Origin of the sequence: Brenneria goodwinii, from assembly GCF_002291445.1 — a bacterium.
GTDB classification, from domain to species: Bacteria; Pseudomonadota; Gammaproteobacteria; order Enterobacterales; family Enterobacteriaceae; genus Brenneria; species Brenneria goodwinii.
In genome coordinates this window covers 4,611,339-4,636,476 of the sequence record NZ_CP014137.1, presented here as the reverse complement: position 1 = coordinate 4,636,476, position 25,138 = coordinate 4,611,339, and the positions used below count along the sequence as shown (strand labels likewise).

General features: G+C 53.9%; 22 protein-coding genes. 9 read left to right on the top strand and 13 right to left on the bottom strand.

Features of this window, described 5'->3' with window-relative positions:
- Positions 1 to 58: 58 nt before the first annotated feature.
- On the bottom strand, positions 59 to 925 hold the full coding sequence (gene pldA / locus ACN28R_RS20570; protein WP_048637121.1) for a phospholipase A: 867 nt from the start codon (positions 923 to 925) through the stop codon (positions 59 to 61).
- 307 nt (positions 926 to 1,232) lie between these two features.
- Here pldA and rarD point away from each other — a divergent pair, with 307 nt between their 5' ends.
- The gene (rarD, locus tag ACN28R_RS20565; protein WP_095835350.1) at positions 1,233 to 2,153 is read left to right on the top strand and encodes an EamA family transporter RarD; all 921 of its coding nucleotides are present in this window, start codon (positions 1,233 to 1,235) and stop codon (positions 2,151 to 2,153) included.
- On the opposite strand, the gene ACN28R_RS20560 is transcribed toward rarD, so the two are convergent.
- Both ACN28R_RS20560 and corA read right to left on the bottom strand, forming a co-directional pair.
- Complete coding sequence (locus tag ACN28R_RS20560) at positions 2,122 to 3,192, bottom strand: AbrB family transcriptional regulator (protein WP_048639752.1); 1,071 nt, start codon at positions 3,190 to 3,192, stop codon at positions 2,122 to 2,124. The genes rarD and ACN28R_RS20560 overlap by 32 nt on opposite strands.
- Before the next feature lie 131 nt (positions 3,193 to 3,323).
- A complete protein-coding gene (gene corA / locus ACN28R_RS20555; protein WP_048637119.1) occupies positions 3,324 to 4,274 on the bottom strand; it encodes a magnesium/cobalt transporter CorA in 951 nt (316 codons plus the stop codon).
- 560 nt (positions 4,275 to 4,834) lie between these two features.
- On the opposite strand from corA, the gene ACN28R_RS20550 reads away from it, so the two are divergent.
- Together ACN28R_RS20550 and ACN28R_RS20545 are read left to right on the top strand one after the other, a co-directional pair.
- The gene (locus ACN28R_RS20550) at positions 4,835 to 5,368 is read left to right on the top strand and encodes a PAAR domain-containing protein (protein WP_186364037.1); all 534 of its coding nucleotides are present in this window, start codon (positions 4,835 to 4,837) and stop codon (positions 5,366 to 5,368) included.
- Between the two features lie 9 nt (positions 5,369 to 5,377).
- Entirely contained in the window at positions 5,378 to 6,349 is a 972-nt protein-coding gene (locus ACN28R_RS20545; protein ID WP_095835348.1) for a DUF6402 family protein, read from the top strand.
- Positions 6,350 to 6,850: 501 nt separating this feature from the next.
- On the opposite strand, the gene ACN28R_RS20540 is transcribed toward ACN28R_RS20545, so the two are convergent.
- From ACN28R_RS20540 to lptM, 7 genes are all read right to left on the bottom strand, one after another.
- Complete coding sequence (locus ACN28R_RS20540; protein ID WP_095835347.1) at positions 6,851 to 7,594, bottom strand: cyclase family protein; 744 nt, start codon at positions 7,592 to 7,594, stop codon at positions 6,851 to 6,853.
- Positions 7,595 to 7,693: 99 nt separating this feature from the next.
- Positions 7,694 to 9,856 carry a DNA helicase II gene (gene uvrD, locus ACN28R_RS20535; RefSeq protein WP_048637115.1) on the bottom strand — a complete coding sequence of 721 codons (2,163 nt, stop codon included), beginning with the start codon at positions 9,854 to 9,856 and terminating at the stop codon, positions 7,694 to 7,696.
- A 312-nt stretch (positions 9,857 to 10,168) separates the two neighbouring features.
- The gene (yigB, locus tag ACN28R_RS20530) at positions 10,169 to 10,885 is read right to left on the bottom strand and encodes a 5-amino-6-(5-phospho-D-ribitylamino)uracil phosphatase YigB (RefSeq protein ID WP_048637114.1); all 717 of its coding nucleotides are present in this window, start codon (positions 10,883 to 10,885) and stop codon (positions 10,169 to 10,171) included.
- Positions 10,885 to 11,796, bottom strand: a complete 912-nt coding sequence (gene xerC / locus ACN28R_RS20525; protein WP_095835346.1) for a tyrosine recombinase XerC — start codon at positions 11,794 to 11,796, stop codon at positions 10,885 to 10,887. The genes yigB and xerC overlap by 1 nt, the downstream gene beginning before the upstream one ends.
- Entirely contained in the window at positions 11,793 to 12,500 is a 708-nt protein-coding gene (locus ACN28R_RS20520) for a DUF484 domain-containing protein (RefSeq protein ID WP_048637112.1), read from the bottom strand. Before ACN28R_RS20520 ends, xerC begins: the two co-directional genes overlap by 4 nt.
- The gene (gene dapF / locus ACN28R_RS20515) at positions 12,497 to 13,321 is read right to left on the bottom strand and encodes a diaminopimelate epimerase (RefSeq protein ID WP_095835345.1); all 825 of its coding nucleotides are present in this window, start codon (positions 13,319 to 13,321) and stop codon (positions 12,497 to 12,499) included. The genes ACN28R_RS20520 and dapF overlap by 4 nt, the downstream gene beginning before the upstream one ends.
- Positions 13,322 to 13,409: 88 nt before the next feature.
- Positions 13,410 to 13,577 (bottom strand): LPS translocon maturation chaperone LptM, encoded by a 168-nt coding sequence (gene lptM, locus ACN28R_RS20510; protein ID WP_231604100.1) that lies wholly within the window; start codon positions 13,575 to 13,577, stop codon positions 13,410 to 13,412.
- Positions 13,578 to 13,654: 77 nt separating this feature from the next.
- On the opposite strand from lptM, the gene cyaY reads away from it, so the two are divergent.
- Positions 13,655 to 13,975, top strand: coding sequence for an iron donor protein CyaY (cyaY, locus tag ACN28R_RS20505; protein ID WP_048637109.1), 321 nt, complete (start codon positions 13,655 to 13,657; stop codon positions 13,973 to 13,975).
- Positions 13,976 to 13,996: 21 nt separating this feature from the next.
- Here cyaY and ACN28R_RS20500 read toward each other — a convergent pair whose 3' ends face one another.
- A complete protein-coding gene (locus tag ACN28R_RS20500) occupies positions 13,997 to 15,169 on the bottom strand; it encodes an MFS transporter (RefSeq protein WP_095835344.1) in 1,173 nt (390 codons plus the stop codon).
- Between the two features lie 112 nt (positions 15,170 to 15,281).
- Entirely contained in the window at positions 15,282 to 17,837 is a 2,556-nt protein-coding gene (locus tag ACN28R_RS20495) for a class I adenylate cyclase (protein WP_095835343.1), read from the bottom strand.
- A 336-nt stretch (positions 17,838 to 18,173) separates the two neighbouring features.
- Here ACN28R_RS20495 and hemC point away from each other — a divergent pair, with 336 nt between their 5' ends.
- The 4 genes from hemC to hemY are packed head-to-tail and all read left to right on the top strand — an operon-like array spanning position 18,174 to position 22,217.
- The gene (gene hemC, locus ACN28R_RS20490; protein WP_095835860.1) at positions 18,174 to 19,115 is read left to right on the top strand and encodes a hydroxymethylbilane synthase; all 942 of its coding nucleotides are present in this window, start codon (positions 18,174 to 18,176) and stop codon (positions 19,113 to 19,115) included.
- Positions 19,112 to 19,852, top strand: a complete 741-nt coding sequence (gene hemD / locus ACN28R_RS20485; protein ID WP_048637106.1) for a uroporphyrinogen-III synthase — start codon at positions 19,112 to 19,114, stop codon at positions 19,850 to 19,852. Before hemC ends, hemD begins: the two co-directional genes overlap by 4 nt.
- A gap of 23 nt (positions 19,853 to 19,875) precedes the next feature.
- On the top strand, positions 19,876 to 21,003 hold the full coding sequence (gene hemX, locus ACN28R_RS20480) for a uroporphyrinogen-III C-methyltransferase (protein ID WP_048637105.1): 1,128 nt from the start codon (positions 19,876 to 19,878) through the stop codon (positions 21,001 to 21,003).
- A gap of 2 nt (positions 21,004 to 21,005) precedes the next feature.
- A complete protein-coding gene (gene hemY, locus ACN28R_RS20475; RefSeq protein WP_048637104.1) occupies positions 21,006 to 22,217 on the top strand; it encodes a protoheme IX biogenesis protein HemY in 1,212 nt (403 codons plus the stop codon).
- A 501-nt stretch (positions 22,218 to 22,718) separates the two neighbouring features.
- On the opposite strand, the gene ACN28R_RS20470 is transcribed toward hemY, so the two are convergent.
- The gene (locus tag ACN28R_RS20470; protein WP_048637103.1) at positions 22,719 to 23,372 is read right to left on the bottom strand and encodes a GntR family transcriptional regulator; all 654 of its coding nucleotides are present in this window, start codon (positions 23,370 to 23,372) and stop codon (positions 22,719 to 22,721) included.
- Positions 23,373 to 23,714: 342 nt separating this feature from the next.
- On the opposite strand from ACN28R_RS20470, the gene ACN28R_RS20465 reads away from it, so the two are divergent.
- Positions 23,715 to 25,073, top strand: coding sequence for an MmgE/PrpD family protein (locus tag ACN28R_RS20465; RefSeq protein WP_095835342.1), 1,359 nt, complete (start codon positions 23,715 to 23,717; stop codon positions 25,071 to 25,073).
- The last annotated feature ends 65 nt before the right edge of the window (positions 25,074 to 25,138 follow it).

Sequence of the window (25,138 nt, the reverse complement as noted above, 5' to 3'; positions counted from 1 at the left end):
TTTACCTGTGAATATTCCCCATATCCGCAACGAGTTGTCGCTGGCCGCAGGCGGATAATCAGAACATATCATTCAACGTCACCCCCACGCCGAAGCGGGTCTGGCGGTGATTGTAGTCAATCAGCGACTCGCCGTAACCGCTGAATACCTTGGTATAAAAACGCACATGGTCCGTCAGCGGATAGCTCCAGCCAAGTTCGCCGCCGCCGTAACCGCTGTTCCAGTTGTAGCGCCCTTCCGCGCTGAATACGCTGTCTCCCCAGACATAGCCGACGCGCAGGCGGTAATGTCCCATATATTTGGTGATATCCGGGTTATCGTCCCGGCTGTCGGAGAAGCGAATCCATGGTTTCAGATCCACCTGCCAGTTGCCGTTCTGCGCCATCAGGCGGGCATAGGCGCGGTTCCAACTGCGCGATGTCGGTTCGGAGCGCCCGTTTGACTGATGGTTTAAGCCGACTTCAACATCCCGCAGCGTCCAGCCGGCCAGCGAATAATCCGTTGCCCAGCCGAGGAAAATCTGCGGCTCATAGTCCGTTTCACGAAACGGTGAAGACTGGCTCTTATTGGACATCTGCCACCAGGAGCGCTGAGTGTAGGACGCCCCCAGCAGAGAACTGTCGCCGAAAATACCGCGCCAGAGCGGGAAGCCCAGGCTAAGCTGGAAATTCACCTCATCCTTGCGCGCATCGTTCGCCCAGTTATAACTCTGTATCGCTGTTTTGTTGATATTGCTGGTATAGGTGTACAGCAGATAGTTGCTTTCATAGGGATAGAGAACAAACGGACTATCGTGCTTTTGCAACAGGCTGGCGATAATACTCCCCCGCACCGCGGGTTTATCATGCACCGGCTCTATCTTCGCCTCTTCCGCTTGAGCATGTATCGCCAGCAGCATAACCGACATGCCTACTATTTTACGCATTCACTTTCTCTCCTGAGCGAGCGTGATAATTATCCGGCCAAGTAGCTCCCGTCATGCTCATCAGTTAAAACCCGAGCGCCTCAAATCCACCATCGGCGGGTAAATCAGATTTATTAAGTGACTCACATGAAACCCAAAGGGGTCATTTTACACAGTTCGGCGGTATTTGAATCAACGTTCCGCCGTTTCTCGGTCTTTTCTGTATCAGCGCCACGGCGACTTATATTGTCTGCTAATGGTAAGAATGAAAATGCCCCCCGTTTGTGGTAGATTTCCCTATTTCCCCACCGTTTTTATCGAGTCACCAATGGATGCGCAGCAAACCCGCAAGGGGATATTTTTCGCTCTGGGTGCTTACTTCATCTGGGGTATCGCACCGGTTTACTTTAAGCTACTTGAACATGTTCCCGCCGATGAAATATTGACGCACCGGATTATCTGGTCGTTTTTCTTCATGCTGATCCTGCTGACGGTCAGCCGGAAATGGCGTGAGGTCCGCTGTGCCTGCAAAAATGTCAAACGCCTGCTGCTGCTCGCGTTCACCGGCGTATTAATCGGCGGCAATTGGTTGCTGTATATCTGGGCGGTCAATAACCATCATATGCTGGAAGCCAGCCTGGGCTACTTCATTAACCCCTTGGTGAACGTGATGCTGGGCATGTTGTTTTTGGGTGAACGTTTCCGCCGCCTGCAGTGGCTGGCGGTGCTACTGGCCGTTGCCGGCGTTCTGGTTCAACTCTGGACCTTCGGCTCACTGCCCGTCATCGCACTGGGGCTGGCATTCAGCTTCGCCTTATACGGCCTGCTGCGAAAGAAAATCGGCATTGACGGCCAGATCGGTATGTTGGTTGAAACGCTGTGGCTGCTGCCGGTAGCGATTGCGTATCTGTTTTTCATTACCGATACGCCAACGAGCCATTTGACTGAAAACCGCTGGTCATTGAATTTGCTGTTGATGTCCGCGGGGATTATCACCACCGTGCCACTGCTGTTTTTCACCGCCGCCGCCATGCGTCTGCGGCTGTCCACGTTAGGTTTTTTCCAGTACCTCGGCCCAACCATGATGTTCCTGCTGGCCGTTATCTTCTACGGCGAAACCTTTAGTGACGACAAACTGATTACCTTTGGCTTTATCTGGAGCGCGCTGGCGCTGTTTATTCTGGATGCGCTTTATCACCAGCGTAAACAGCGGCGAATCAAAGTGACGATGGCGCCTCAGGATTACTAGCATGCCGGGAGATAAAACGCGACAGCACCGGGCTCACAATCAGGGTCGCGAACAACCTCATCGTCTGTAACGCGATAACGAACGCGATGTCGACGTTGCTGCCTGCGGCAATAATGGCGATGGAATCCAGCCCGCCGGGGCTGGTTGCCAAATAGGCCGTCAGCAGATCGACCGGCAGAAGCCGGGTAACCATCAGCGCCATCGCGCCGCACAACAGCATCAGCCCGATAATCGACGCCATCATCTGCGGCAGGGTGCGTATCGCCAGCAGAAAGATCGGCCGGGTAAAAGACAAACCGACGCTCCAGCCAATAAACGCATACGCCAGCGCCAACAGCCATTCCGGAGTCTGTAGCGTCAACGTTCCGGTCGAATGCAGCACCGCGCCGACAATCATCGGCCCCAGCATGGCGCCGGAAGGAATGCGCAGCCGTCTCCCCACCCATGCGCAGCCAAACGCGACGCACAGCGTGGCGGGGAAGCGCCAGTCCAGCGAAGGAAACCACACCAGCATGGCGTTGTTTTCCGCGGCGGCATCTCCCAGACTGATACGCGCCACAAAAGCGGCCGCCGCCGTGACCATCAGCACGCGCAAATACTGCATAAACGCCACCAGCCGAACATCCGCGCCGAACTCCCCCGACATGGCCACCATCGCCGCCGCACCGCCGGGAGAAGCGCCCCAGGTGCCTGTCGGACCGGGCAGTTCGCTGAACTTCACCAGAAGCCAGCCGGACACGCCGCTGGCGGCGAGGGGCATCAGCAGGATAAACAGAACCAGTAGCCAGTTATTCAGTAACGGACTCAGAATCGAGAGGGAAAGGCTTTGCGCCACCAGGCAGCCCAGCACCGAGGTGCTGCCAAGAAAACAGACGCGGGGAAGACGAATGGTTGCGCCGTTCAGTCCCATCGCAACGCCAACCAGCATGGGGCCAAGCAACAACGCGGCAGGAACGTGATAAACCTGCAGCAAAACCCCCAACACCAGCGAGACCGATAACAGAATCCCCCACTGCATCGAGGGTGAAATCTTTCGCATGCACACAACCTGTTTCAGCAATATGACGACTGCCGTCATTCTAAACAGATTATTCAAATAATTAACATGGAAATTAATCACCGAAGAGAAAACATTCATCGCGCGCCGCAAACCCGGCAGCGCGATGCGTTTCAGAGCCAGTTTTTGCGTTTGAAATAGAGGTAGGGGGCCAGACCAGCCAGTATCATCAGCACAATCGCCGCCGGATACCCGAATGACCACTTCAGCTCCGGCATAAACGAAAAGTTCATCCCGTAACTGGACGCCACCAGCGTCGGCGGCAGGAACACCACGGAGACCACCGAGAAGATCTTGATGATGCGGCTCTGTTCGATATTGATAAAGCCCATCGCCGCCTGCATCAGGAAGTTCACCTTCTGAAACAACGATTCGTTGTGCGGCAGCAGTGATTCGATATCGCGCAGGATCTCGCGAGCCTGCTCCAACTGACCGGACGGCAAGCGCGCCCTACGCACCAGAAAATTCAATGCCCGCTGGGTATCCATCAGACACAGGCGCACTTTCCAGCCGATATCCTCTAATTCAGCCAGCGTGGAAAGCGCGTCATCGTACTCGTCTCCCTGACGTCCTTCCATGATAATGCGGCTCAGCGATTCCAGATCGCTGTAAATGTTTTCAATTTCATCCGCCAACTGCTCTATTTTGGTTTCAAATAAATCGAGCAGCAGTTCATAAGCATTGCCATCAATCAACGTCTGATTGCGCGCACGCATCCGGTAGAGACGAAACGCCGGCAGCTCGCGTTCACGCAGCGTGTATAGACGGCCGTCACGAATAGTAAAAGCCACGGTGGCATTGCCGGCATGATCTTCGGCATCTTCAAAAAAGAAGAAGGAGTGAATATGTAGCCCGTCTTCATCCTCAAAGAAACGCGCGGACGCCTCAATATCTTCCAGTTCCGGCCGGGTCGCCAGGCTTTGTCCCAATTCCGTCTGTACTTTCTCACGCTCGTCGTCTTCCGGCTCGATTAAATCGACCCAGACAGATGAAGTGAGATCATCGGAATCTTCCAGCTCTAGACGAGATAAACGGCAGTTGTCCAGTTTAAATGCGCTCAGCATAGGCCATGCTTCCTTTTTAGTCGTAATTAGAGAAGATGGACAACGCGATTGAAGCACAGAAACAAGGGTGAAAACGTCACCGGCAGGTTTCAGTCCGTTCGACGGATCTGACTCTCAGCGACATGATGAAGAGATCGCTGACAACCACTAAGGCTATCAGCAACGAAGAAGATAGCCTTAGAAGTTGTACCTAATGGTCAGGTTATTGAGCCAACATCGACTGGGTATGTCCAAGGCGTAAGTCCTCCGGGAATAATGATGCGCGCATGTTACGCCGAGATGAAAAAGGCTGTCAACTTTAAAACCGCGGCTGATGTGCCTTCTCCGGACGTTAGATAACGATATAAATCGGTTGCTTCCGGCGTGAGATGTCCACGCCATTTAAGCCAATGATTCCGTTAATTCATGTTAGACGCTCAGCTATAGACAAAAGCGCGAAATTGAACAAAATAACTGCGCCCCAGCCACAATCCCCTTGTAATCAAGTGGTTTTGTCTACAGGGATAGTCATTAAAAAATCACAATTTAAATCAATAACATAATTAAAAATGGAGAAAGTTATGTTACGAGCTTGCATAACCACAGGCGATACGACAACCCACGGCGGCACGCTAATGGAAGGTGAACCCAGCTTTGTCGTCATGGGGAAATATGCCGTCACGATAGGTCATAAGTTCTGGTGCCCGCAGTGTAAGTGCTGGTCAATATTCATTGAAGGGGACAGGAGTTTTCTAATCGATGGCAGAGCCAGAGTGCTTCAGGGACATAAAACCTCTTGCGGCGCCATCGCAATTCATACGCAGAATAATCATGAATGGAGCGTGGTTGATGAGGATGAATCAGCCGGAAAGGTAAGACAATCACAGCAACAGATAACAGACCCAATAGCCGGCAACAGAGAGGACGGTCATTATACTCATTCATTCTTTATAAAGAACAACGCCCAAGAAAACATCGCTTACACACTGCTGGAAGAGGGGGTTGAGATTGCTTGTGATGTAACAACGACCGCTAACTACGCTTCACAAAAGGCCGTTACCGTTTCCGCTAAAAAAGTTCAAATTGCTATATCCGCACCTAAACCGAAAATTTAAGGCTTTATTATGGGACTGTCATCAGCAAACAGGAATGCGTCGTTAGGGATCCTGGATAAAAATGCTCAATTTATTGTTAGCGAAGCAAAAACCAAACTGAAAGAACGTAATGCATCCTCCAGCGTTGAAGTGACTCCGTTGCAGGTAACGGAAATTCCAGCCGCCATGCGTAAGATGGGATGGAAGCGCTCGGCAAAACTGTTGGATCGCTGGTTTAGCTCCCCAGCCTGGGCAATGCCGGAAAGTTGGAAATCCGGGCGTGATATGCCGAAAGCGCTGTATATTCCCAGCGAACATTGCGATGAAGAAACGATAAAAATGTCATGGGTATTAAACTATCCTCGGGTGAAAGAAAAATTCGATGAGCTGATAACCACGCGGGCTTATTCTCCGGCTGGCTTAAGACAGGTAGTGAAACGCCTGAAAGCGCTGGGGTGGGATGGCCGTGGAGCATATACTTTCGGCCGTTATAATATTATCGGCAGACCGGTGGTTTCCGCTCGAGAGATGGAGCAGTATTATCAGAATAATTTTATTCCTGTAGGAGCATCCTCCACCCGGTTGTTCGATACATTAGATGATATCTTTGGGTCTCTTGGAGGTTTTAATCTCAAAATGGGTATATTCGGAACAGCATTCCGGGACATTGATAATAAGGTATATTTAGATGTCAAGTACGCAGGGGTTTATGCAAAGGATACGTTTGACTTCATAAACGAAACGGGACAGGACCAATACTTGGGAACCTGGACACAGGATGGTATTCTCACTCGGGCCAAAACCGCGTTAGCATATATATCTACATTTAACGACTCGGTAAAAATATATTATTACAAACTAACAGGAAATAAAATCGCGCAAATTCACAACTCTGATTTTCAACACTATCGGGATAAAAATAACAAAGGCGGCGATTTTGTTATTCTATCCGATGTCTTGTGGCTCAAACAATCCGGCAGATACCGGCTCGATTGGGATTAGATTGCCAAGACAATAAAAAAAGCCGGAATATATAAACAAAGCGCACAGCGGATAAAGGTTTTTTTCGCTGTGCTTCTTTTTATTAGTGAATAAAAAACAGCGATCATCAGAACAACTAAACCATAAAACAATGCACTGGCTAATGGTATATAATTTAATGGCATATATCTATAGGGCGATGATAAAGCCGAGTCAAGAAATAAAAATATAAAAAATGAAAATATAATCGATATAACAAAAAACACAAAGGAATATATCACGCCAAAACGGTACGTTATGCCCTTGCATCGACTTACGAGTTCAGCCAATGCAAAACCAATAATAATCCCCGCAGTAAGAGATAAAACGTTTAACACCGGAAATCCCATTATATTACAGTCCATTGATTATAATCAGCCCGCATAATTTATCTTACTATTCAAACAACTTCCAGTCGGACATGGCATAAGTGACAAGCTGTCTTTGCAAAAGCGCCTCTTTTGCCAGACGCCCGCCCTGCCGTCAGGCGTCGTCCGGCAGATAGGCGATGGCGCGCACCGGGAAACTCGCCGTACCGGCAAAGTTCGGGTACATGACGTGAATATAGGCGCCGGTGGGCGGAACCCGGTCGAGATTATTCAGCACTTCGACCTGATACGCGTTCTGATCCAGAACATAGTATTCTCCGATCAGCGCGTTGTGACGGCGAAAGTCCACGGCGGCATCGGTATCCAACGTTTCATGCCCGATTGCGCTGACGCCGCGCGTTTCAAACAGAAATTTTAACGCCTCGATGGACCATCCCGGCGTATGACTGTCGCCCTGTTCATCCAGATTGGCAAAAGCGGCGGCGTCCGGCCATCTTTGGCTCCAGCCGCTGGCAAAGGCGACAAAACAGCCCGCCGGGATCGTTCCCCATTGCGCTTCAAACTGCAAAATATCATCCACCGTCAGGCGGTAATCGGGATCGCGCGCTACCGCATCCTGCTTATGGATCACCAGCAGCGGCAACAACAGTTCTTTATTGTCGATGCGATCCAGATAGCGTTTGCCGGCAACAAAGTGCCCTGGAGAATCGATGTGCGTTCCGGTAGGCGTCGTAAAGGTCACTTCCTCGGCATAAAACCCATGCTGTTCGACGCTGAACAACGTCTTGCGCTTTACGCCTTCAAATGCGCTGAAAACCGGGATCTCTCCCGCTATCGAGTGCGTTAAATCCACCCATTTCTTTTCCCGCAATGCATCCACAATCTGCTTCAATGTCATGGCGTTACTCCCTTTTACTTTTTCTATTTCATCCCGACACTATACAGACCGGCTGCCACACCCAGACCGTTTACCGGTTATTTACCGTACGATCGAACATCATACCGTCTCCAGCCGGGCATAAGCCGCCACCAGCCACTTAATGCCCTGCCCCTGAAATGCCACCTGAATCCGGCAGTGATCGCCGCTGCCTTCCAGGTTGACGATGGTGCCTTCGCCGAATTTGTCATGCCGCACCCGCTGCCCCAGACGGTAGCCGCTGTCGTTTTCACTTACCGGCGTGCCGAGGCGCTGATGGTTGACCGGGCGGGACACGCTGGCCCGCAGCCGCACTTCCTCGACGCATTCCGCCGGCAGTTCGCCGACAAAACGGGACGGACGGTGATACGCTTCTTTGCCGTATAAACGCCGGGACTCCGCGTACGTCAGGATCAGTTTCTGCATGGCTCGCGTCACGCCCACATAGGCCAGACGCCGCTCCTCCTCCAGCCGGCCGCCTTCGTCAAGCGACATCTGGCTGGGGAACATGCCCTCCTCCATCCCGACGATAAATACCTGCGGGAACTCCAGTCCCTTCGCCGAGTGCAGCGTCATCAACTGCACTGAATCCTGATGGGCATCCGCCTGCCCTTCTCCCGCTTCCAGCGCCGCATGCGATAAAAATGCCTGCAACGGCATCAGATCCTGATCTTCATCCTGATAGCTATACTGCCGCGTGGCGGTAACCAGTTCCTCAAGGTTTTCCACCCGCGCCTGCCCTTTTTCGCCTTTCTCCTGTTCGTACATCCCCCACAGGCCGGAATCTTTGATCACCCGGTCGGTTTGCACATGCAGCGGCAGCTCGGCGGTTTCATCAGCCAGCGCGTCGACCAGTTCAACGAAACGCTGCAGCGCGGATGCCGCCCTGCCCGCCAGCACTTTCTCCTGCAACAGCGCACGCGTCGACTGCCAGAGCGTTAACTGCCGATCGCGCGAGGTCTGACGCACCACATCCAGCGTTCTGTCGCCGATGCCGCGCGTCGGCGTATTCACCACGCGCTCAAACGCCGCATCATCATTGCGGTTGGCAATCAAACGCAGGTAAGCCAACGCGTCTTTGATTTCCTGCCGCTCGAAGAAGCGCATTCCGCCATAAATACGGTACGGCATACTCTGCTGCAACAAAGCTTCTTCCAGCACGCGCGACTGGGCGTTGCTGCGGTACAAAATCGCGTTATCGCTCAGCGCGCCGCCGTTTTCCTGCCAGACTTTAATCCGGTTGACCACAAAGCGCGCTTCATCCAGTTCGTTAAACGCGCAATAGAGCGAAATCGGCTCGCCCTCTACGCCGTCCGTCCATAAATTCTTGCCTAAACGCCCGCCGTTATGCGCAATCAGGGCGTTAGCCGCATTCAGGATATTGCTGGTTGAACGGTAATTTTGCTCCAGCCGAATGGTCTGTGCGCCGGCGAAATCCTGGAGAAACAGCTGAATGTTTTCCACCTGCGCGCCGCGCCAGCCGTAAATGGACTGGTCGTCATCACCCACGATCATCACATTGGCGCTATCGCCCGCCAGCATGCGGATCCAGGCGTATTGAATACGGTTGGTATCCTGAAATTCATCCACCAGAATATTGGTAAAACGCTCACGGTAATGATTCAGGATATGCGGCTTATTCAGCCACAGTTCGTGGGCCCGCAGCAGTAACTCGGCAAAATCCACCAGCCCGGCGCGATCGCAGGCTTCCTGATAGGCCTGATAAACCCGCTGCCAGGTTTGTTCTATCGGATTACCATAACTTTCAATATGCTGAGGGCGTAACCCCTCATCTTTCTTACCGTTGATATACCACATGGCCTGACGCGGCGGCCACTGTTTCTCGTCCAGATTCAGCGCTCGAATCAAGCGCTTAAGCAAACGCAGCTGATCTTCGCTGTCCAAGATCTGGAAATCCTGCGGCAAACCGGCATCCAGATGATGAGCCCGCAACAGACGATGCGCCAAACCATGAAAGGTGCCAATCCACATGCCGCCCTGGCTGGTGCCGATCAGGTGTTCGATACGGTGACGCATTTCCGCCGCGGCCTTGTTGGTAAACGTCACCGCCATAATGGAATAGGGGGAACAATTTTCGACGGACAACAGCCAGGCGATACGATGCACCAGCACCCGCGTCTTGCCGCTGCCCGCGCCCGCCAGCACCAATAAATTGCCCCGCGGCGCGGCTACCGCATCACGTTGTTTGTCGTTGAGGCCATCAAGTAGAGCAGAAACGTCCATAGTACGGTATCCGTTGGCGGGAAACCGTATCGTCGCGAAGAAGAACGGTCACCACTGATTATTGACACAGACAAAACCCATTATCTTTCAGCTTGCGGGTACGTCGGCGGCTCTGGGTCGCCCGCATCCTGAAAAAACGCCGGGAGCGCCGGCTTCCGGGAAATCTATACCCAATAGATTTCGGGTTGCAGGAAGGCGGCAAGTGCATGAATCCCGATGAGCTTACTCAGGTAACTGATTCGGGTGAACAAACGTAGCCAACGCACCTGCAACTTGAAAGATGAAGGGTATATTGGGTATATATACAGGTGATTATAACAACGTTGTCAGCGATGCCAATCGGGAAATTTCGATATGAGGCAGCAACCGGGCGTCATTGATATGCATGAGGTCGCCTTCCCGCAGGTTGATCCAGCAGGCCGGCATCCCGCAGCGAATCGCGCCGGCCACGTCGGTCGTGAGATCGTCCCCCACGTGCAGAATCTGGTTCAAGGGCAGATTGAATTTTTCCGCCGCCAGGTGATACATATCGTCAAAGGGCTTTGAGCGGCCGTCCGGGCCGGCGCGTAAAACGAAGGCAAAGTAGCGATCCAGACCGAATTGACTCGGATCGGCATTGCCATTGGTGATCGCCGCCAGCGGCACCTGTTCGGCCAACGCCGCCAGGGTATGATGCGTCTCTTCCGATATGGTGATCTGACTGCGCCAATAGGCTACGTTTTCCATCGCCGCCATTGATCCCCGCATCGCCTCATCGGCATTCAGACCAATGTCAAGCATCGCTTGTTCAACCGCACGGCGCCGCCATTCGGTCACATCATGATAGATTTCAGGTTCCCGCACCCGCAGTTCATCACGCAGGCGTTGTAGATCCTCTTCCTGAAAATCCTTCAGGCCAGAGTGATACTGCTGCAAAAAGCGAATCGACTCCCGTTTGGTTCGCCGGATCACATCGGAGTTATCGTATAGCGTGTCGTCCAAATCGAAAGTGATAGCGCCGATATGGCCTAGCGGCCGGTAAAAATGCATCAGTTTTTTCCCCGTTTTGCACGTGGATGCGCGGCGTCATACACGGAAGCTAAATGTTGAAAATCCAGGTGAGTATATATCTGCGTCGTGGACAGGTTGGCATGGCCGAGTAACTCTTGCACCGCGCGTAAATCCCCGCTGGATTCCAGCATATGCGTGGCGAAAGAGTGGCGCAGCTTATGCGGGTGAACATGGCTGTTGATCCCTTGCTTCACGCCCCACTGCGCAAAACGTTTCTGCACATTGCGCATGGAAATCCGCCGGCCCTGATTGGAAATAAAAATGGCGTCATCCTGCGGACCGAACAGTTCACGCAACGCCAGCCAGCGCTCAAGCCAGGCAACCGCGGTTTTCCCCATCGGCAGTCTGCGCTCTTTGCTGCCTTTCCCCATCACCCAGACTTCACCGCTGGCCAGATCGACATGCCGGCAGTCCATGCCCACCAGTTCCGCCAAACGCAAACCCGCGCCATACATGACTTCCAGCATGGCGCGATCGCGCACCGCCAGCGGATCGTCGAGATCGATATCCAAAAGACGGTCTATCTCATCCACATCCATATTTTTCGGCAGATGACGGCCCACTCGCGGCGTCGATACCCCCTTGGCGGGATTTGCGCCCAGTTCGCCGCGCGAGACCATCCAATCGAGGAAACTCCGCAAGGCGGACAACCGCAGCGCCAGGCTGGAAGCGTGCAGACCATCCCGTTTGCTGCGGGACACCACGGCGCGTACGCCAGCCGCATCCAGGCTGCGCCAGCCATCCACGCCCGCTGACGAAACAATGGCGATCACCGCCGTAAGCTGACGGGCATAGCTGGTTTGCGTCAACGGACTCAGTTGGCGCTCAACCTTCAGATAGCGCAGGAACGCATCGACCTGCGGCTGTAGCGGCGAAGCGGATTGGCTCATACCCGCTCAACCCAGCGCTCCAGCATGGCAGGAAGCATGGCCGTCGCCAGTTGTTGCAACAGCAAGGTTCCCATACCATCCTGATAGTGGTGACTGTCGCGGCTGGTGAAGATAAGCAGCCCCAGATCGTGATCTTCGCCAATCATGGATAAGGCGACCGACCCCACCTGTTTAGCCTGCGGCAACAGCAGCAATAGCTCGGGGCCATTCAGGCTGCCCAGATAGTGGCTGGCTTGACCAAGGCGCTGAATACGAAACGACTCAAACGCCGATCGATTCAGAGATAAATGCGTAAAGCCGGAAGGCGCGCCAATACGCCATTTATCACTGAACAGACGAACCGATGCCCCCGACAGCCCCAGCTTACGCGCCCAGCGTTGCAGCCGGTCCAGCATATCCATCAGGCTATCCGCACCGGCCAGCTCGGCCTGCAGGCTCAACAGGCGATTAAACAGCGACTCGTTAACGCCCGCCTGTTCCATCAACAGCGTGATCTCTTCCTCAAGCTGGGTGATATGGTTCCGCTGACGCGCCAATTGCCATTCCACCAGCGATACCGTTCCCCTAACGGGGTGCGGTATACGCATCTGCTCGATTTGCCGGGCATTGCGGATAAAAAAATCAGGATTCTGTTGCAGGAACTGCAAAACCATGTCGTCACTGAGTGCGATCTGGCGCTCTGCCTGCTCCTCGACATTCTTCATAAATGAATAAATCCATCGTAAACATGCGTTGCGGGCCCCGTCATAAATAACGGATGTCCCGGCCCATCCCACTGGATCGCCAAATCCCCGCCCGGCAACGATACCTTGACCGGTGAAGACAGCAGATCCTGTTGAATTCCTATAGCCACCGCCGCACAAGCCCCGCTGCCGCAGGCCTGGGTTTCGCCGGCGCCACGTTCATACACCCGCAGATTAATGCTATTGCGGTCGATGATTTGCATAAAACCGATATTGGCGCGTTCAGGGAAACGCTCATGGCTTTCCAACAACGGCCCTAATATTTCGACATTGGCGGTGGTTACATCCTCCACCTGTATAACACAGTGAGGATTGCCCATCGATACCACGCCGCACAATACGGTGTGTTCTTCCACCCGCATGATGTAGGTTTTTTCCGCCTTTATGGCACGAAAAGGAACCTGCTGCGGATCAAAATTGGGCTCTCCCATATTCACCCGCACCAAATCATCGTCGGTGACGCTGAGAATCATCCTTCCCGTCTGCGTGCTGACCGCAATATCGCGTTTGCTGGTTAACCCTTTCAGGCGGACAAAACGGGCAAAACAACGCGCGCCGTTTCCGCACTGAGCCACTTCGCTGCCGTCGGCATTGAAAATGCGGTAATGAAAATCCAGCTCGGGATCGTACGGCGGCTCAACGACCAGAAGTTGATCAAATCCGACGCCACAGTGCCGATCCGACAAGCGGCGGATCAGTTCGGGTGAAAAGTAAACATTCTGCGTGACGGCATCAACAACCATGAAATCGTTGCCTAATCCGTGCATTTTAGCGAACTGCATTATCCTGACTCCGCTGGCTTAACCGGACGCGGTAAAACACTATCGTGACCTGTTATAAAATTATGATAGATAGATACACCATCGCCAGTTACTGCTGCGCGGACGGCTGTTGCCGGGCGGGATCCGCATCCTGCTGCTGAGCGGTTGGCGCAACCGACTTACCCTCTGGCGGAAAATAAAGCGGCCCTTTGAGGCCGCAGCCGAACAGCGTCAACACCGATAACGCCAGAAAAAACCGGCGCAATATCTTTTTCATAACATTAAGACCTGTAATTCATGCATGCATGCTCTCTATAATCGCAGGTGGATCATGAAAATCAATAGGAATCGAAAATGAACGATAGCGAGTTCCATCAATTAGCCGACGAATTGATGCTCCAACTGGAAGAAACCCTGGATAAATTTGCAGGCGATGCCGATATCGATTATGAAACCAACGGCGGCGTTATGACGCTGACCTTTGAAAACGCGAGTAAAATCGTCATTAACCGCCAGGAGCCGCTGCACCAGATCTGGCTGGCGACCAAAGCCGGCGGTTATCATTTTAATTTTCAGGATGCGCGCTGGGTGTGCGATCGCAGCGGAAAAGATTTCATGGCATTACTGTCCGAAGCCTGCTCAACGCAGGCAGGGGAAGCGGTCCGCTTCAGCTAGGCGCCGCCGTAACGCCGGACCTTATCGGCGCTTGGCGAGTATCAGCATCGACATCGCCGCCAGTAAAATCACGACGCTCAGCGTGTTCACCAGCGGCCAGCCGCTGGCGAATGCCATCATGCTTCCCGCCGAAAGCGACGCCAGCGCGTTGGGCAGGCTGATAACCAGCGAGTTAATCCCCTGCAGTCTGGCCTTATGCGCCGAATGGGAAAACGCATTCAGCATAAATGTCCCGCCGTTGAACATGAAGGCCCAGCCAATGCCGAACAGGGTGAGCGAGGAGAGGAAGTGCCAAAACGTCAGGCCGCTCATCGCCAGCGCGATGCCGATCAGGTTACAGATAATCCCCGTCGTCACCACCGCGCCGGCGCTCAATCTTTTTGCCAGAAACACCAGTAACAGCGCAGGCGCATACATGGCGACAAAGTGCCATTGCAACACCGTCGCGCTATGGCTGACGGAAAAATGATGCTGATGCATGGCCAGCGGCGCGGAATTCATCAACAGCGTCATCACGACAAAACCGACGGTACAACTGGTCGTGCCGAGGATAAACGCCCGGCTTTTCAAAATAGCGGACAGCGGCTCATCGCCTTTTTCGCTCCTGGCCGCCGCGATGGTTTCCGGCAGCTTTAACCCCAGCAACAGTAACGCCGTCACGATACAGATCAGCGCCGCCACCAGAAAACTGCCGAGGAACGGATACGACGGCCAGAGATTGGAAGATTGGCTGCCCGCAAAGGGACCGAGAAACCCGCCCAGGATCCCGCCGCTGATCACCCAGGAAATCGCACTGTTCTTCTGCTGGTTATCGCTGAAAACTTCAGCCGCGGCAAAACGGTAATATTGGTTGAAGGCGCAGGACATGCCCAGCACGAATGTCGAAAAGACAAACAGGGGGAAATGACCCAGCGCAATTGCCAACGCCGCCAGCAGCGCGCCGGCAACGCCCTGCATTGTGCCGATGATAAAGGCTTTTTTTCTGCCGTATTTAGCCATCAGCGAAGAGACGGAATAGCTCATCAGCGTTGCGCCGCAGACGGTGGCGGTAATCGGCAGGGTAGTCAACAGCGGAATCGGCGCCATCTGAATGCCGACCAGCGTGGAGGATAACGTCATCAGCGAAATGATACTGCCGGTCAATCCTTGCCCCAAAGCCAGTAGTATCAGGTTGCCGCGTTGCTGAATATCCAAGAGTAAGTCCCTTTATGTGGGCATTGAAAAAGCAGGTTATCTGAAACTCAGTCGCTCGTTCAAGGATCGAAGGATCCGGAACGCATTCCTCTGCTTCCCTAACATCAAACCATCAGAGTATTTGCAACCGCTGTTGCATGCCCTTGGCTTTATCGTCGATGACGGGGGTAATACAAAGATGGGAAAGCGCGGTGCTGCGGAACGAAATCACCTGGGTTCGGCCATCCAGTTGCACAATCTGATAAAATTGCGGCAGATTGAAGTTGATAAAGCTAGAGCCATAGGTAAAGCGATCGTGGGATGATGAGTAGAAACGGCTCACGTCACGCACCAGTTCCTCTTTGCTGCCCTCGCAGTGGTGGTAAACCTCAACCCGATTGGACTCATCCAGGATGTAAATATTAAACCCTTGATTTTCAGCTAAATCTTCAAAGAAGAACTGAATGATGCCCTCGCTGGCGACGCCATCGACCACTGCGGGCAAATGCACATGGCTGGACTCAATCTGCACCGGCACCCCTTGCAGTTTATTGTTGGAAATCGCGCCATAGAATTCAACGGCATTTTCCAATTTCTGCACCGAGACGCTGAGCCGTTCGAAGAACAGTCCCCAGGTTTGCCCCGCGACTTTCACCGCTTTGAAGCGCCCCGGCTCCTGACGCGTGCTGGTTAAGCGCAACTCAATGCATTCAGAGACCAGTTGCTGCACACGGGTACGAATCAGCCCGCGTAAATGCTGGCTGTAGCAGAACACTTCCAGCGATTCCGGCAACGCCGCATCCTGATGCATCTTACCCAGTATCGTTTTCAGCGCTTCCAACACCGCCTGCTCGCCGCTGAAATGCAGCGTACGCACTTCATTCCACGAATTGCGGTACAGCAGGTCAATGCTGCCGACCAGGCACTGCTGCTGTTGGCCAAAGCTGAAAACATCCATCTGCCGGAAATCAAAGTGCACCACCTGATTACGGAAGACCGCGGTTGGATCGTGTTCCAGGTTGACGATAATGGCTAAATGGCGGATTTCACACGGGCTATACAACGCCTTCGGCGTCGGCGCAGGCAGGCGCAGCGGGAAATGACTTGAAACATCGGACACCAGCGCCTGCAGGCGGGTAATGTCACACAACTCGCTGCCTTTAATGTGCAGCCGCGTTTTCGGCGTCAGCAGGCCATTAAAGTAGGCCCAGGCCACCAGCTTGTTCAGATAGCGGTTATATTCCAGCGGCTGATGGCTGATGATGGCGTCCATCGACGGCGCCTGATTGTACAGATACCAGCCGGAACGGTTGGCGCGTCCCGGCGGGACATAAATAAAGGTTAAATTCGGCTCCGACAAGTCGGGCGAAATCTGCGGATTGAGCAGCGTCACTTTACCCGGCAGCGCTTCAAATGCGGCATACAGTTTACGGGTCAATACGCCGATATCCTGCGGACTGGCGCTTACGCTCAGGTTATTACGGCGGGCGAAACGAATCAGGTTACGATAAGTTTGCATCATCGCATCCAGCAGTTCGTTATGCGCTTCGCGCACCCGTTCTATTTTCCAGTTTGCCCGGTTATCCAGCATCGCCAGATGATCGTCGCTCCAGCCCCACTCCTGCACCAACTGTTGCAGAATCTGACGCCGCCAGCCGACACAGGCATGCTCCCTTGAGAGTTTTTCACAGACTTTTAAATAGAAACATCGGCGCACCAGATCCAGGCGGGTCGGATCGTTTATCTGCGTCAGATAATCCGTCACCCGCTCCAGCATCATGCAGTAAGGATCCAGACCGAAAGAGACGATCTCGCCTTTATGCAGCCGCGTTTTGATATCCATGGACAACAGATGCGTATTGGGATACTCCCAGGAATACGCCTCCAGCAGCAGCGTTTTCAATACGGCTTTGTAAGGGGAGTCGATGCTTTTATAAAGCTGCCACAGGCTGGCGCCGAAATACTCTTCCGCGGAAAGCGTACTCAGCCCGCCCAGATCCAGCCACTCATTCGGCGCCAACGCGCCTTGCGCATACAGCGACAGGACATACTCATCGTAATTCGGTTCTTCTTCCACCGGCACCATGTTCCACAGAATACGTTTGCCCGCCATGCGCACAGCCGTACGGTAGAATTCATCCAGTAAAAGAATATGTTGGGTCGATCCGCAGTCTTCGCCGCCCAGACTGCCGCTTTCATTGTGGCGGAAGCGGTTTTCATCCATCAGGAAGAAACTGATATCCACGCCCTGCGCGGCCGCCCACTCCTCCAGCAGGGTGCATTTTTTCTGCAACCGCTGGCGCTCTTCATTATCCAGCCAGGATTGATGGCAAACCCAGATATCCAGATCGGAAGTACAACTTTGCCCGATGGACGACGTGCTGCCCATGGAGTAGACGCCGGTAATCGGCAATTCGCCTTGATCGTGCGAATCGGTAAACGGTCCCCACCTCAGTTCGATTTTGTCCAGATACTGCTGTTGCTTTTCATCAGGCGCGTAGAAGCAAATGCCGTGAGGAACCTTACCCTCGACATAGCCCGGCATTAGTGGGTGATGGTAATGTAATAAGATCGGCACAAGACTGTAGACCTGCTGAAAAGCAGGCTTCATTGCTGCCAGAGCGCGATCGACACGCAGTTGGTTGATCGCATCCAGTCTTTGCTTCAAAGTCTCGATATAGAAGTACAAGACGTTTCGCCTGATTATCCCAGTGTTTAGAAAAGAAACCCTATCTCCAACTTGCCAGATGTAATATTTAGAAGATAATTGGGCAAGATATTGCTGGAAACGTGATCAATTTAACACCTTGCTGATTAGGCGTAAAGAAAGTAAAGAAAGTCGGACTTCACCTCCTTGCTTTCATTACAGCTTTAATTATCGCCTGATATGCTCAGCCTGTCACATGCCTTTTTTCACCCTCATTTTCTTCTTGCATTGAAAGACAGACGCCGATGCCCGTAACCTGACACTGGCGCACCATCAATGATACGATGGCGTAAGAAAATGATAAAAACGGTATCAAGCATGTTAGACAATATTATTAGAATTGCCACTCGACAGAGCCCCCTTGCTTTGTGGCAAGCACAATATGTTCAGCAGCGGTTGAGCGCCTACCATCCGGGGCTTCAGGTAGAACTGGTGCCGATGGTGACCCGTGGCGATATTATCCTGGATACCCCGTTAGCCAAAGTCGGCGGCAAGGGACTGTTTGTCAAAGAATTAGAATTAGCGCTGCTTGAAAACCGTGCGGATATCGCCGTGCATTCAATGAAAGATGTTCCCGCCGAATTTCCTGACGGCCTCGGCCTCGCAACCATTTGCGAACGAGACGATCCGCGTGACGCCTTTGTCTCCAATCACTATGCCAATCTTGAGCAACTGCCGGCGGGCGCTTGCGTCGGCACGTCCAGCCTGCGCCGTCAATGCCAGCTGCGAGCCCGGCGCCCCGACCTCATCATCCGCGATTTACGCGGTAATGTGGGAACCCGGTTGGCGAAGCTCGACAGCGGCGAATATGACGCGATTATTCTGGCGGCGGCAGGGTTGAAACGGCTGAAGCTGGAAGCGCGGATCCGCAGTCCGCTCAGCCCGGAGACCTCGTTACCCGCGGTAGGACAAGGCGCGATTGGCATTGAATGCCGGCTAGACGATAAACGCACCCGCCAGCTTCTCGCACCGCTGAACCATGCCGATACCACGGCGCGCGTACTGGCCGAACGGGCGATGAACCTGCGCCTTGAAGGCGGATGCCAGGTTCCCATCGGCAGCTACGCCGAGCTGGAAGGCGAGACGCTGTGGCTGCGTGCGCTGGTGGGTTCGCCCGACGGCAGTAAAATCATCACCGGAGAACGTAGAGGCTTCGCCTCGGATGCGGAACAAATTGGTATTACGCTGGCGGAAGAACTATTGGCAAAAGGCGCCAGAGAAATTCTTCAGGCGGTCTATCAGGACATTCCCTCATCATGACAATTCTGGTTACCCGTCCGTCCCCGGCGGGAGAGCAACTGGTGGCCCGCTTACGCAAGCTGGGCTACAGCGCTTACCACAGCCCGCTGATTGAGTTTTCGCCGGGCGGCGAACTGGCGCAATTGCCCTCGATGCTGGCGGCCTTGCGCCCCGGCGATCTGCTTTTTGCGCTCTCGCAGCATGCGATTGACTATGCGGATCCGCGGTTAACCCGGCGCGGCGCCGGTTGGCCGCAAACCCTAAGCTATTATGCCATCGGCCGCACAACCGCCCTGGCGCTGCATAAAGTCAGCGCACGGCCTGTTGCCTACCCTTCCGAGCGGGAAACCAGCGAAAATTTACTGCAATTACCAGAATTACAGTATGTTAATGGTAAACACGCACTATTATTACGGGGTAACGGCGGCAGAGAATTACTGGGTAACACGCTCACAGAACGCGGAGCGAAAGTGAGTTACTGTGAATGTTACCAACGCAGCCCCGTTCATTATGACGGATTGGAACAAAGCCGCCACTGGCAGCAGGCCGGCATAGACAAGCTGGTGATCACCAGCGGAGAAATGTTACAACGGATCTATACTTTAGTGCCCGATTACTATCGGGCTTCCTGGTTACTGGGATGTCAGTTGATTGTGGTGAGCGAACGACTGGCTATCCAGGCTCGCCAACTCGGCTGGCGTAATATTCGGGTAGCCGATAATGCCGACAACGATGCGCTCATGCGCGCACTACAATAAACCTGATCATGGGATGTACCATTATGACGGAACACAATACCCCCACGACCCCATCTGAAGAGGTTGCAGAACGGGTTGAGCCCGCGCATCAGCAGCAGGAGCCCAAATCGCAACCGAGCAAACAAAGTGGCGTATTACTGGGGGCGATCGCTATCGTTATTGCGCTGGCGCTTAGCGGCGGACTTTATTATTACACGCACCTACAAGATCAACAGGATGCCGCCGCCATTCAGCGCCTGGGGTCTCAGCTAAGCACGCTGCAACAACAATACCAACAGGAACAGCAGCAGTGGCGGGATGCGCAGCAGCAGCACGACAAAGCGCTGGATGCCGCGGAGCAGCGCCTTGACGCCTTGACCCTCCGATCTGATGACATGCAGAAAAAACTGGCTTCTCTGACTGAGCACGATACCAACACCTGGCTGTTATCACAGGCGGATTTTCTGGTGAAAATGGCCGGACGGAAGTTATGGAGCGATAAAGACGTCACCACGGCGGGCGCATTGCTGAAAAGCGCGGACGCCAGCCTGGCGGAAATGAACGATCCCAGCGTGATTGAGGTCCGTCGGGCGCTCACCGGCGATATCAGCGCGCTGGCCGGCGTCAGCCAGATCGACTTCGATGGCATCATCCTTAAAGTTAACCAGTTGACCGATCAGGTGGATAACCTGCGCCTTGCCGACAACAACACCGATGAAGCCCCAATGGATGAGAACAGCAGCGAACTTTCGGCGTCTCTCAGCGAATGGCGGCAGAATCTCAGCAAGAGCTGGCATAACTTTATGGCTGAATTCATCACCATTCGCCGTCGCGATAGCGCCGCGGAACCGCTGCTGGCGCCGAATCAGGATATCTATCTGCGTGAAAATATCCGTTCGCGTCTGTTGGTGGCGGCTCAGGCCATCCCGCGTCATCAGAACGAAACGTATAAACAGTCTCTGGAAACGGTCTCCACCTGGGTCAGGGCTTACTTTGATACCAGCGATCCAAACACCCAAGCCTTTCTGGACCGGCTGGATGAGCTGAGCCAGCAGTCCATATCAATGGATGTGCCGGCTAAACTGCAAAGCCAGCCGTTACTGGAAAAACTGATGCAGACGCGAGTACGCAACCTACTGGCGCAGACGCCAGCGATTCAACAGGAGGACTGAACATGCTGAGAATTCTGCTGCTGTTTCTCATCCTGATCGCGGGTGTGGTGTTCGGTCCGATGGTAGCCGGTCATCAGGGATACGTTCTGATTCAAACGGACAACTACAATATTGAAACCAGCGTAACCGGTTTGGTCATCATTCTGGTGTTGCTGTTCCTGGCGCTGTTGGTCATTGAATGGATCATTCGCCGGATTTTCCGTACCGGCGCCCGCACCCGCGGCTGGTTCCTGGGCCGCAAACGCAGCCGGGCGAGAAAACAGACCAAGGCGGCGCTGCTCAAACTGGCGGAAGGCGATTATCGGCAAGTGGAGAAATTGATGACCCGCAATGCCGATCATGCCGAGCAGCCGGTGGTTAACTATCTGCTGGCGGCGGAAGCGGCGCAGCAGCGCGGCGATGATTTCCGCACCAAACAATATCTGGAACGCGCCGCGGAAATCGCCGATACCGATCAACTACCGGTCGATATCACCCGGGTACGCATTCAATTGGCCCGCCATGAAGATCATGCCGCCCGTCATGGCGTTGAGCGCCTGTTGGAAGTCGCTCCGCGCCATCCGGAAGTCTTGCGTCTTGCGGAGCAGGCTTTTCTGCGCACCAATGCCTACAGCGCGTTGCTGGATATTCTCCCCGCGATGCGCAAAACGAATGTGCACGATGACGCACAGTTGCAGGCGCTACAGCAGCAGGCTTATATCGGCCTGATGAATCAGGCGATGGCGGACGGCGGCAGTGAAGGGTTGAAGCAGTGGTGGAATAGCCAGAGCCGTAAAGTCCGCCACGAAGTTCCCCTGCAGGTAGCCATGGTGGAGCATCTTGTTGAGTGCGACGACCACGACACCGCCCAGAAAATCATTCTGGACGGGCTCAAGCGGCAATATGACGAACGCCTGATTCTGCTAATGCCGCGCCTTAAGTCCGGCAACCCCGATCAGTTGGAAAAAGTGTTGCACCAGTTGATCAAACAACAGGGCGCGACGCCGTTGCTGAACAGCACGCTGGGCCAGCTATTGATGAAGCATGGCGAATGGCAGCAAGCCAGCGATGCTTTCCGCGCCGCGCTGGATCAGCGCCCGGACGCTTATGACTACGCCTGGCGCGCTGATGCCCTTGACCGCCTTCGTCTACCCGATGAAGCGGCAAAAATGCGCCAGGAAGGGCTGATGCTCACGCTGCAATCCCCGGCAGAATCACCGAAACAAGACGCCTGATCGGCGATCTCAAGCCAAAAAAAAACGCTTACCGATAACGGTAAGCGTTGAAAAAAATCAGGTCTGTAAGACAACGGCATGGTGCCTCACTCAACGTTATGTCCGGAAAGTCCGATGGAGGTAACGCCTTCATCTGGAATTGGACTATAGGCACCGCAAATTGGCTCTGCGTCATTCCCAGGATTATGAAGCCGAAGCGAGCATAGAAGGTGGAATGAGCATCTACGCGTAGATTTAAGCACAAATTATGCCAAGATGCCCACTAAAATTTTACGCGTTCCGCATTTAGCTCATAACCCAATGATAGTAAAAATAATTTTTATTATATAAGCACCCATATGCATCGACCGCCCGGGAACGCAAATCCCCTGGTCGCGCATAAAAAGCGTCGTCATTCAGAGACAGATTACCCCTCGCCGACCTTACTCATTATCAATCAATCAGTTAAGTGTCTCCGCATAGAGACATGCGGCATCGCTCCTGTCGCCGGATACCGACAATTTAAAAATCCCGCTGGCTCAAAATGCTGAGACGAGCACGGTAACCATTTCTGATATGCTGGCAGGCGACTTCCTGCGCCGCTTCACGATCGCGCCGCGCCAATGCCTCAACGATCAACTGGTGTTCTTTTTTCGCTTCCTCGACCCGTTCCGGCAGTTCATAGGTGGTGCCGCGCAACAGCGACAGGTGAATGCGCAGGTTATCCAGCATTTCATTCAGGTAGGGATTGTGAGTTGAACGATAAATCTGACGATGGAACAATCGATTATGGTCGTGCAGCCGTTTACTGTCGCTGATTTGCCGTTCGGCGTTAACCATGTCCTGCAATAAACCAATCTCTTCCTCAGACGCCGAGGTCACGGCAAGATCGATAGCCAGCCGTTCCAACCCTTCACGTACCGCAAATAACTGACGCAGCCGCTCATAGCTAAGCTGGGCAATCATCAAACCACGCTGCGGGCCGGGTTCAACCAATCCCAGCGTTTCCAAACGATGCAATGCTTCACGAATCGGCGTACGGCTCAGACCGAACTGCTTCGCCAGCCGGGCTTCCTGCAAACGTTCCCCCGGCAGTAGCTCGCCGTTTTCAATTGCGGCTATCAGGGTCTCAAAAGGCGATAAGGCCGTTTCTCGGTCGGTCAGTTTTAGATTCATAATCCGTCATTTTGTGATTTAGTCATTAAAATGGGCGCACAACGCGTGGGCCGAAAAACCTCATTATAAGCCCGCTCGATCCGTTCACCGGATGGGCAAGTAGCAACGAGTTGAAAACATTTCAAGTTTGCCCGACGCTACACCATTGGCAATATCTCGCATTGCTTATTTTGTTCTTTGCTTAGCTAAAAAGCATCTTTGCGGCGGCTGGCTCTGTTGTTATTCTCTTTTTATATCACGGTATACAATTGAATGCAGACATTGAAGAACGCGCTTTCGCTCTGCCCTCAGCGCCCTTTTCATCATTAGCGCCACAGCGTTTTTGCTTAAGGAGTCATTTCGATGACCACGACCCCCGTGCTCTCACGCGGAGAACAACTTAGCCAGTTTATCAGCCAGGCTCCCCGAATCGCTATTCCCGACGTCGTTCTGCATGAAGCAAAACGCGCGTTGATTGATTATCTGGGCGTGGCGTTGGGCGCCGTCAATGATGATGCCGTACAGGCGGTACGGCAGGTCGTCAAACGTTGGAATTCGCAGGGCGATGCGCAAATTTTTCTCGGGGGCAAAACCACGCCGGCACTGGCCGCGCTGGTCAACGCCACCATGTCGCATGCCGCCGATTACGACGATACCCATCCGGCCGGCGCCGGACACCCGAGCGGCCCTTGCTGGTCTGCCGCGCTGGCCATGGCGCAGGCGTATAGCGCCAGCGAACGGACTACGCTGATCGCGTTTATCACCGGCTTTGAAGTCATGGCGAAACTGGGCGGCGGTTGGGTTCCCGGCGTCGGGCGCAATCTGCAACGGCGGGGATTCCACCCCACTTCGGTCGTCGGACGGGCGGGCGCCGCCGCGGTCGCCGCATCAATCCTGCAATTGAATCCGCAACAAATCGCCAATGCGCTTGGCGCGGCGGCCACCATGATGGGCGGGCTACAGAAATCCTCCGGCACGCATGGAAAACCATTTCATGCCGGTAAAGCGGCGATGGACGGCATTATGGCCGCCGAACTCGCCGCCGAAGGCTTTGTCGCCGCGCATCATTTCTATGAAACGGATGGCTGGGTGAAAATATTCATTCAGGACGGCAGTGCGGAAATTCCGCCGTTGGATTTCGGCCAGAGTTGGGAACTGCTGACCAACGGCTACAAGCTCTACGCCAGCTGTCGCGGGACACACGCCTCGATAGAAACGGCTCGCGGCCTCTATCCGCAGCTTAACGGCCGCAAAATCAAACGGATTCACGCCAAAGTGCATCCGATGGGCATGGTCAACGCCGGTATCGCCAACCCGAAGACGCCGCTGGAAAGCAAGTTCAGCATTCCCCACTGCATTACCCTTGCGCTGAGCGGCTACCAACTGGCCGATACCGACTTCACCCAGCAAACCGTCGACGATCCGCGCCCCCGCCAGTTGCTGCCGCGGTTGGAAGTGGAAGCGGTTGACGGCCAGTCGGCCAGCTCCGCCTTTATCGACATCTGGCTGGAAGACGGTGAACAATTGCACGGCGAAACGCGGGTCTATCGCGGTCATGCGCAAAACCCGCTCACTGATGAGGAACTGCGCGCCAAGTTCGATACGCTGACCGTACCGGTATTGGGCGCCGCCAACAGCGACAGGCTGTATCAGGCCGCGATCAATTTTGAACGGCCGGGATCGTTGTCCGTCATCAGCGAAATGCTAGCCGGGCGCGTATAACGCCAACGAACTTAACCCTCGAGTCCCGGCCGAACGCTAACAACCGGACTTTATTGCGATATTTG

Bases quoted from the DNA above. Each gene is read 5' to 3' on its own strand.
- ACN28R_RS20465 (WP_095835342.1), top strand. From the start codon at position 23,715: ATGACCACGACCCCCGTGCTCTCACGCGGAGAACAACTTAGCCAGTTT.
- cyaY (WP_048637109.1), top strand. From the start codon at position 13,655: ATGAACGATAGCGAGTTCCATCAATTAGCCGACGAATTGATGCTCCAA.
- hemC (WP_095835860.1), top strand. From the start codon at position 18,174: ATGTTAGACAATATTATTAGAATTGCCACTCGACAGAGCCCCCTTGCT.
- ACN28R_RS20540 (WP_095835347.1), bottom strand. From the start codon at position 7,594: ATGACATTGAAGCAGATTGTGGATGCATTGCGGGAAAAGAAATGGGTG.
- hemD (WP_048637106.1), top strand. From the start codon at position 19,112: ATGACAATTCTGGTTACCCGTCCGTCCCCGGCGGGAGAGCAACTGGTG.
- uvrD (WP_048637115.1), bottom strand. From the start codon at position 9,856: ATGGACGTTTCTGCTCTACTTGATGGCCTCAACGACAAACAACGTGAT.
- hemX (WP_048637105.1), top strand. From the start codon at position 19,876: ATGACGGAACACAATACCCCCACGACCCCATCTGAAGAGGTTGCAGAA.
- ACN28R_RS20545 (WP_095835348.1), top strand. From the start codon at position 5,378: ATGGGACTGTCATCAGCAAACAGGAATGCGTCGTTAGGGATCCTGGAT.
- yigB (WP_048637114.1), bottom strand. From the start codon at position 10,885: ATGCATTTTTACCGGCCGCTAGGCCATATCGGCGCTATCACTTTCGAT.
- hemY (WP_048637104.1), top strand. From the start codon at position 21,006: ATGCTGAGAATTCTGCTGCTGTTTCTCATCCTGATCGCGGGTGTGGTG.
- dapF (WP_095835345.1), bottom strand. From the start codon at position 13,321: ATGCAGTTCGCTAAAATGCACGGATTAGGCAACGATTTCATGGTTGTT.
- lptM (WP_231604100.1), bottom strand. From the start codon at position 13,577: ATGAAAAAGATATTGCGCCGGTTTTTTCTGGCGTTATCGGTGTTGACG.
- pldA (WP_048637121.1), bottom strand. From the start codon at position 925: ATGCGTAAAATAGTAGGCATGTCGGTTATGCTGCTGGCGATACATGCT.
- ACN28R_RS20560 (WP_048639752.1), bottom strand. From the start codon at position 3,192: ATGCGAAAGATTTCACCCTCGATGCAGTGGGGGATTCTGTTATCGGTC.
- ACN28R_RS20470 (WP_048637103.1), bottom strand. From the start codon at position 23,372: ATGAATCTAAAACTGACCGACCGAGAAACGGCCTTATCGCCTTTTGAG.
- ACN28R_RS20520 (WP_048637112.1), bottom strand. From the start codon at position 12,500: ATGAAGAATGTCGAGGAGCAGGCAGAGCGCCAGATCGCACTCAGTGAC.
- xerC (WP_095835346.1), bottom strand. From the start codon at position 11,796: ATGAGCCAATCCGCTTCGCCGCTACAGCCGCAGGTCGATGCGTTCCTG.
- rarD (WP_095835350.1), top strand. From the start codon at position 1,233: ATGGATGCGCAGCAAACCCGCAAGGGGATATTTTTCGCTCTGGGTGCT.
- ACN28R_RS20550 (WP_186364037.1), top strand. From the start codon at position 4,835: ATGTTACGAGCTTGCATAACCACAGGCGATACGACAACCCACGGCGGC.
- corA (WP_048637119.1), bottom strand. From the start codon at position 4,274: ATGCTGAGCGCATTTAAACTGGACAACTGCCGTTTATCTCGTCTAGAG.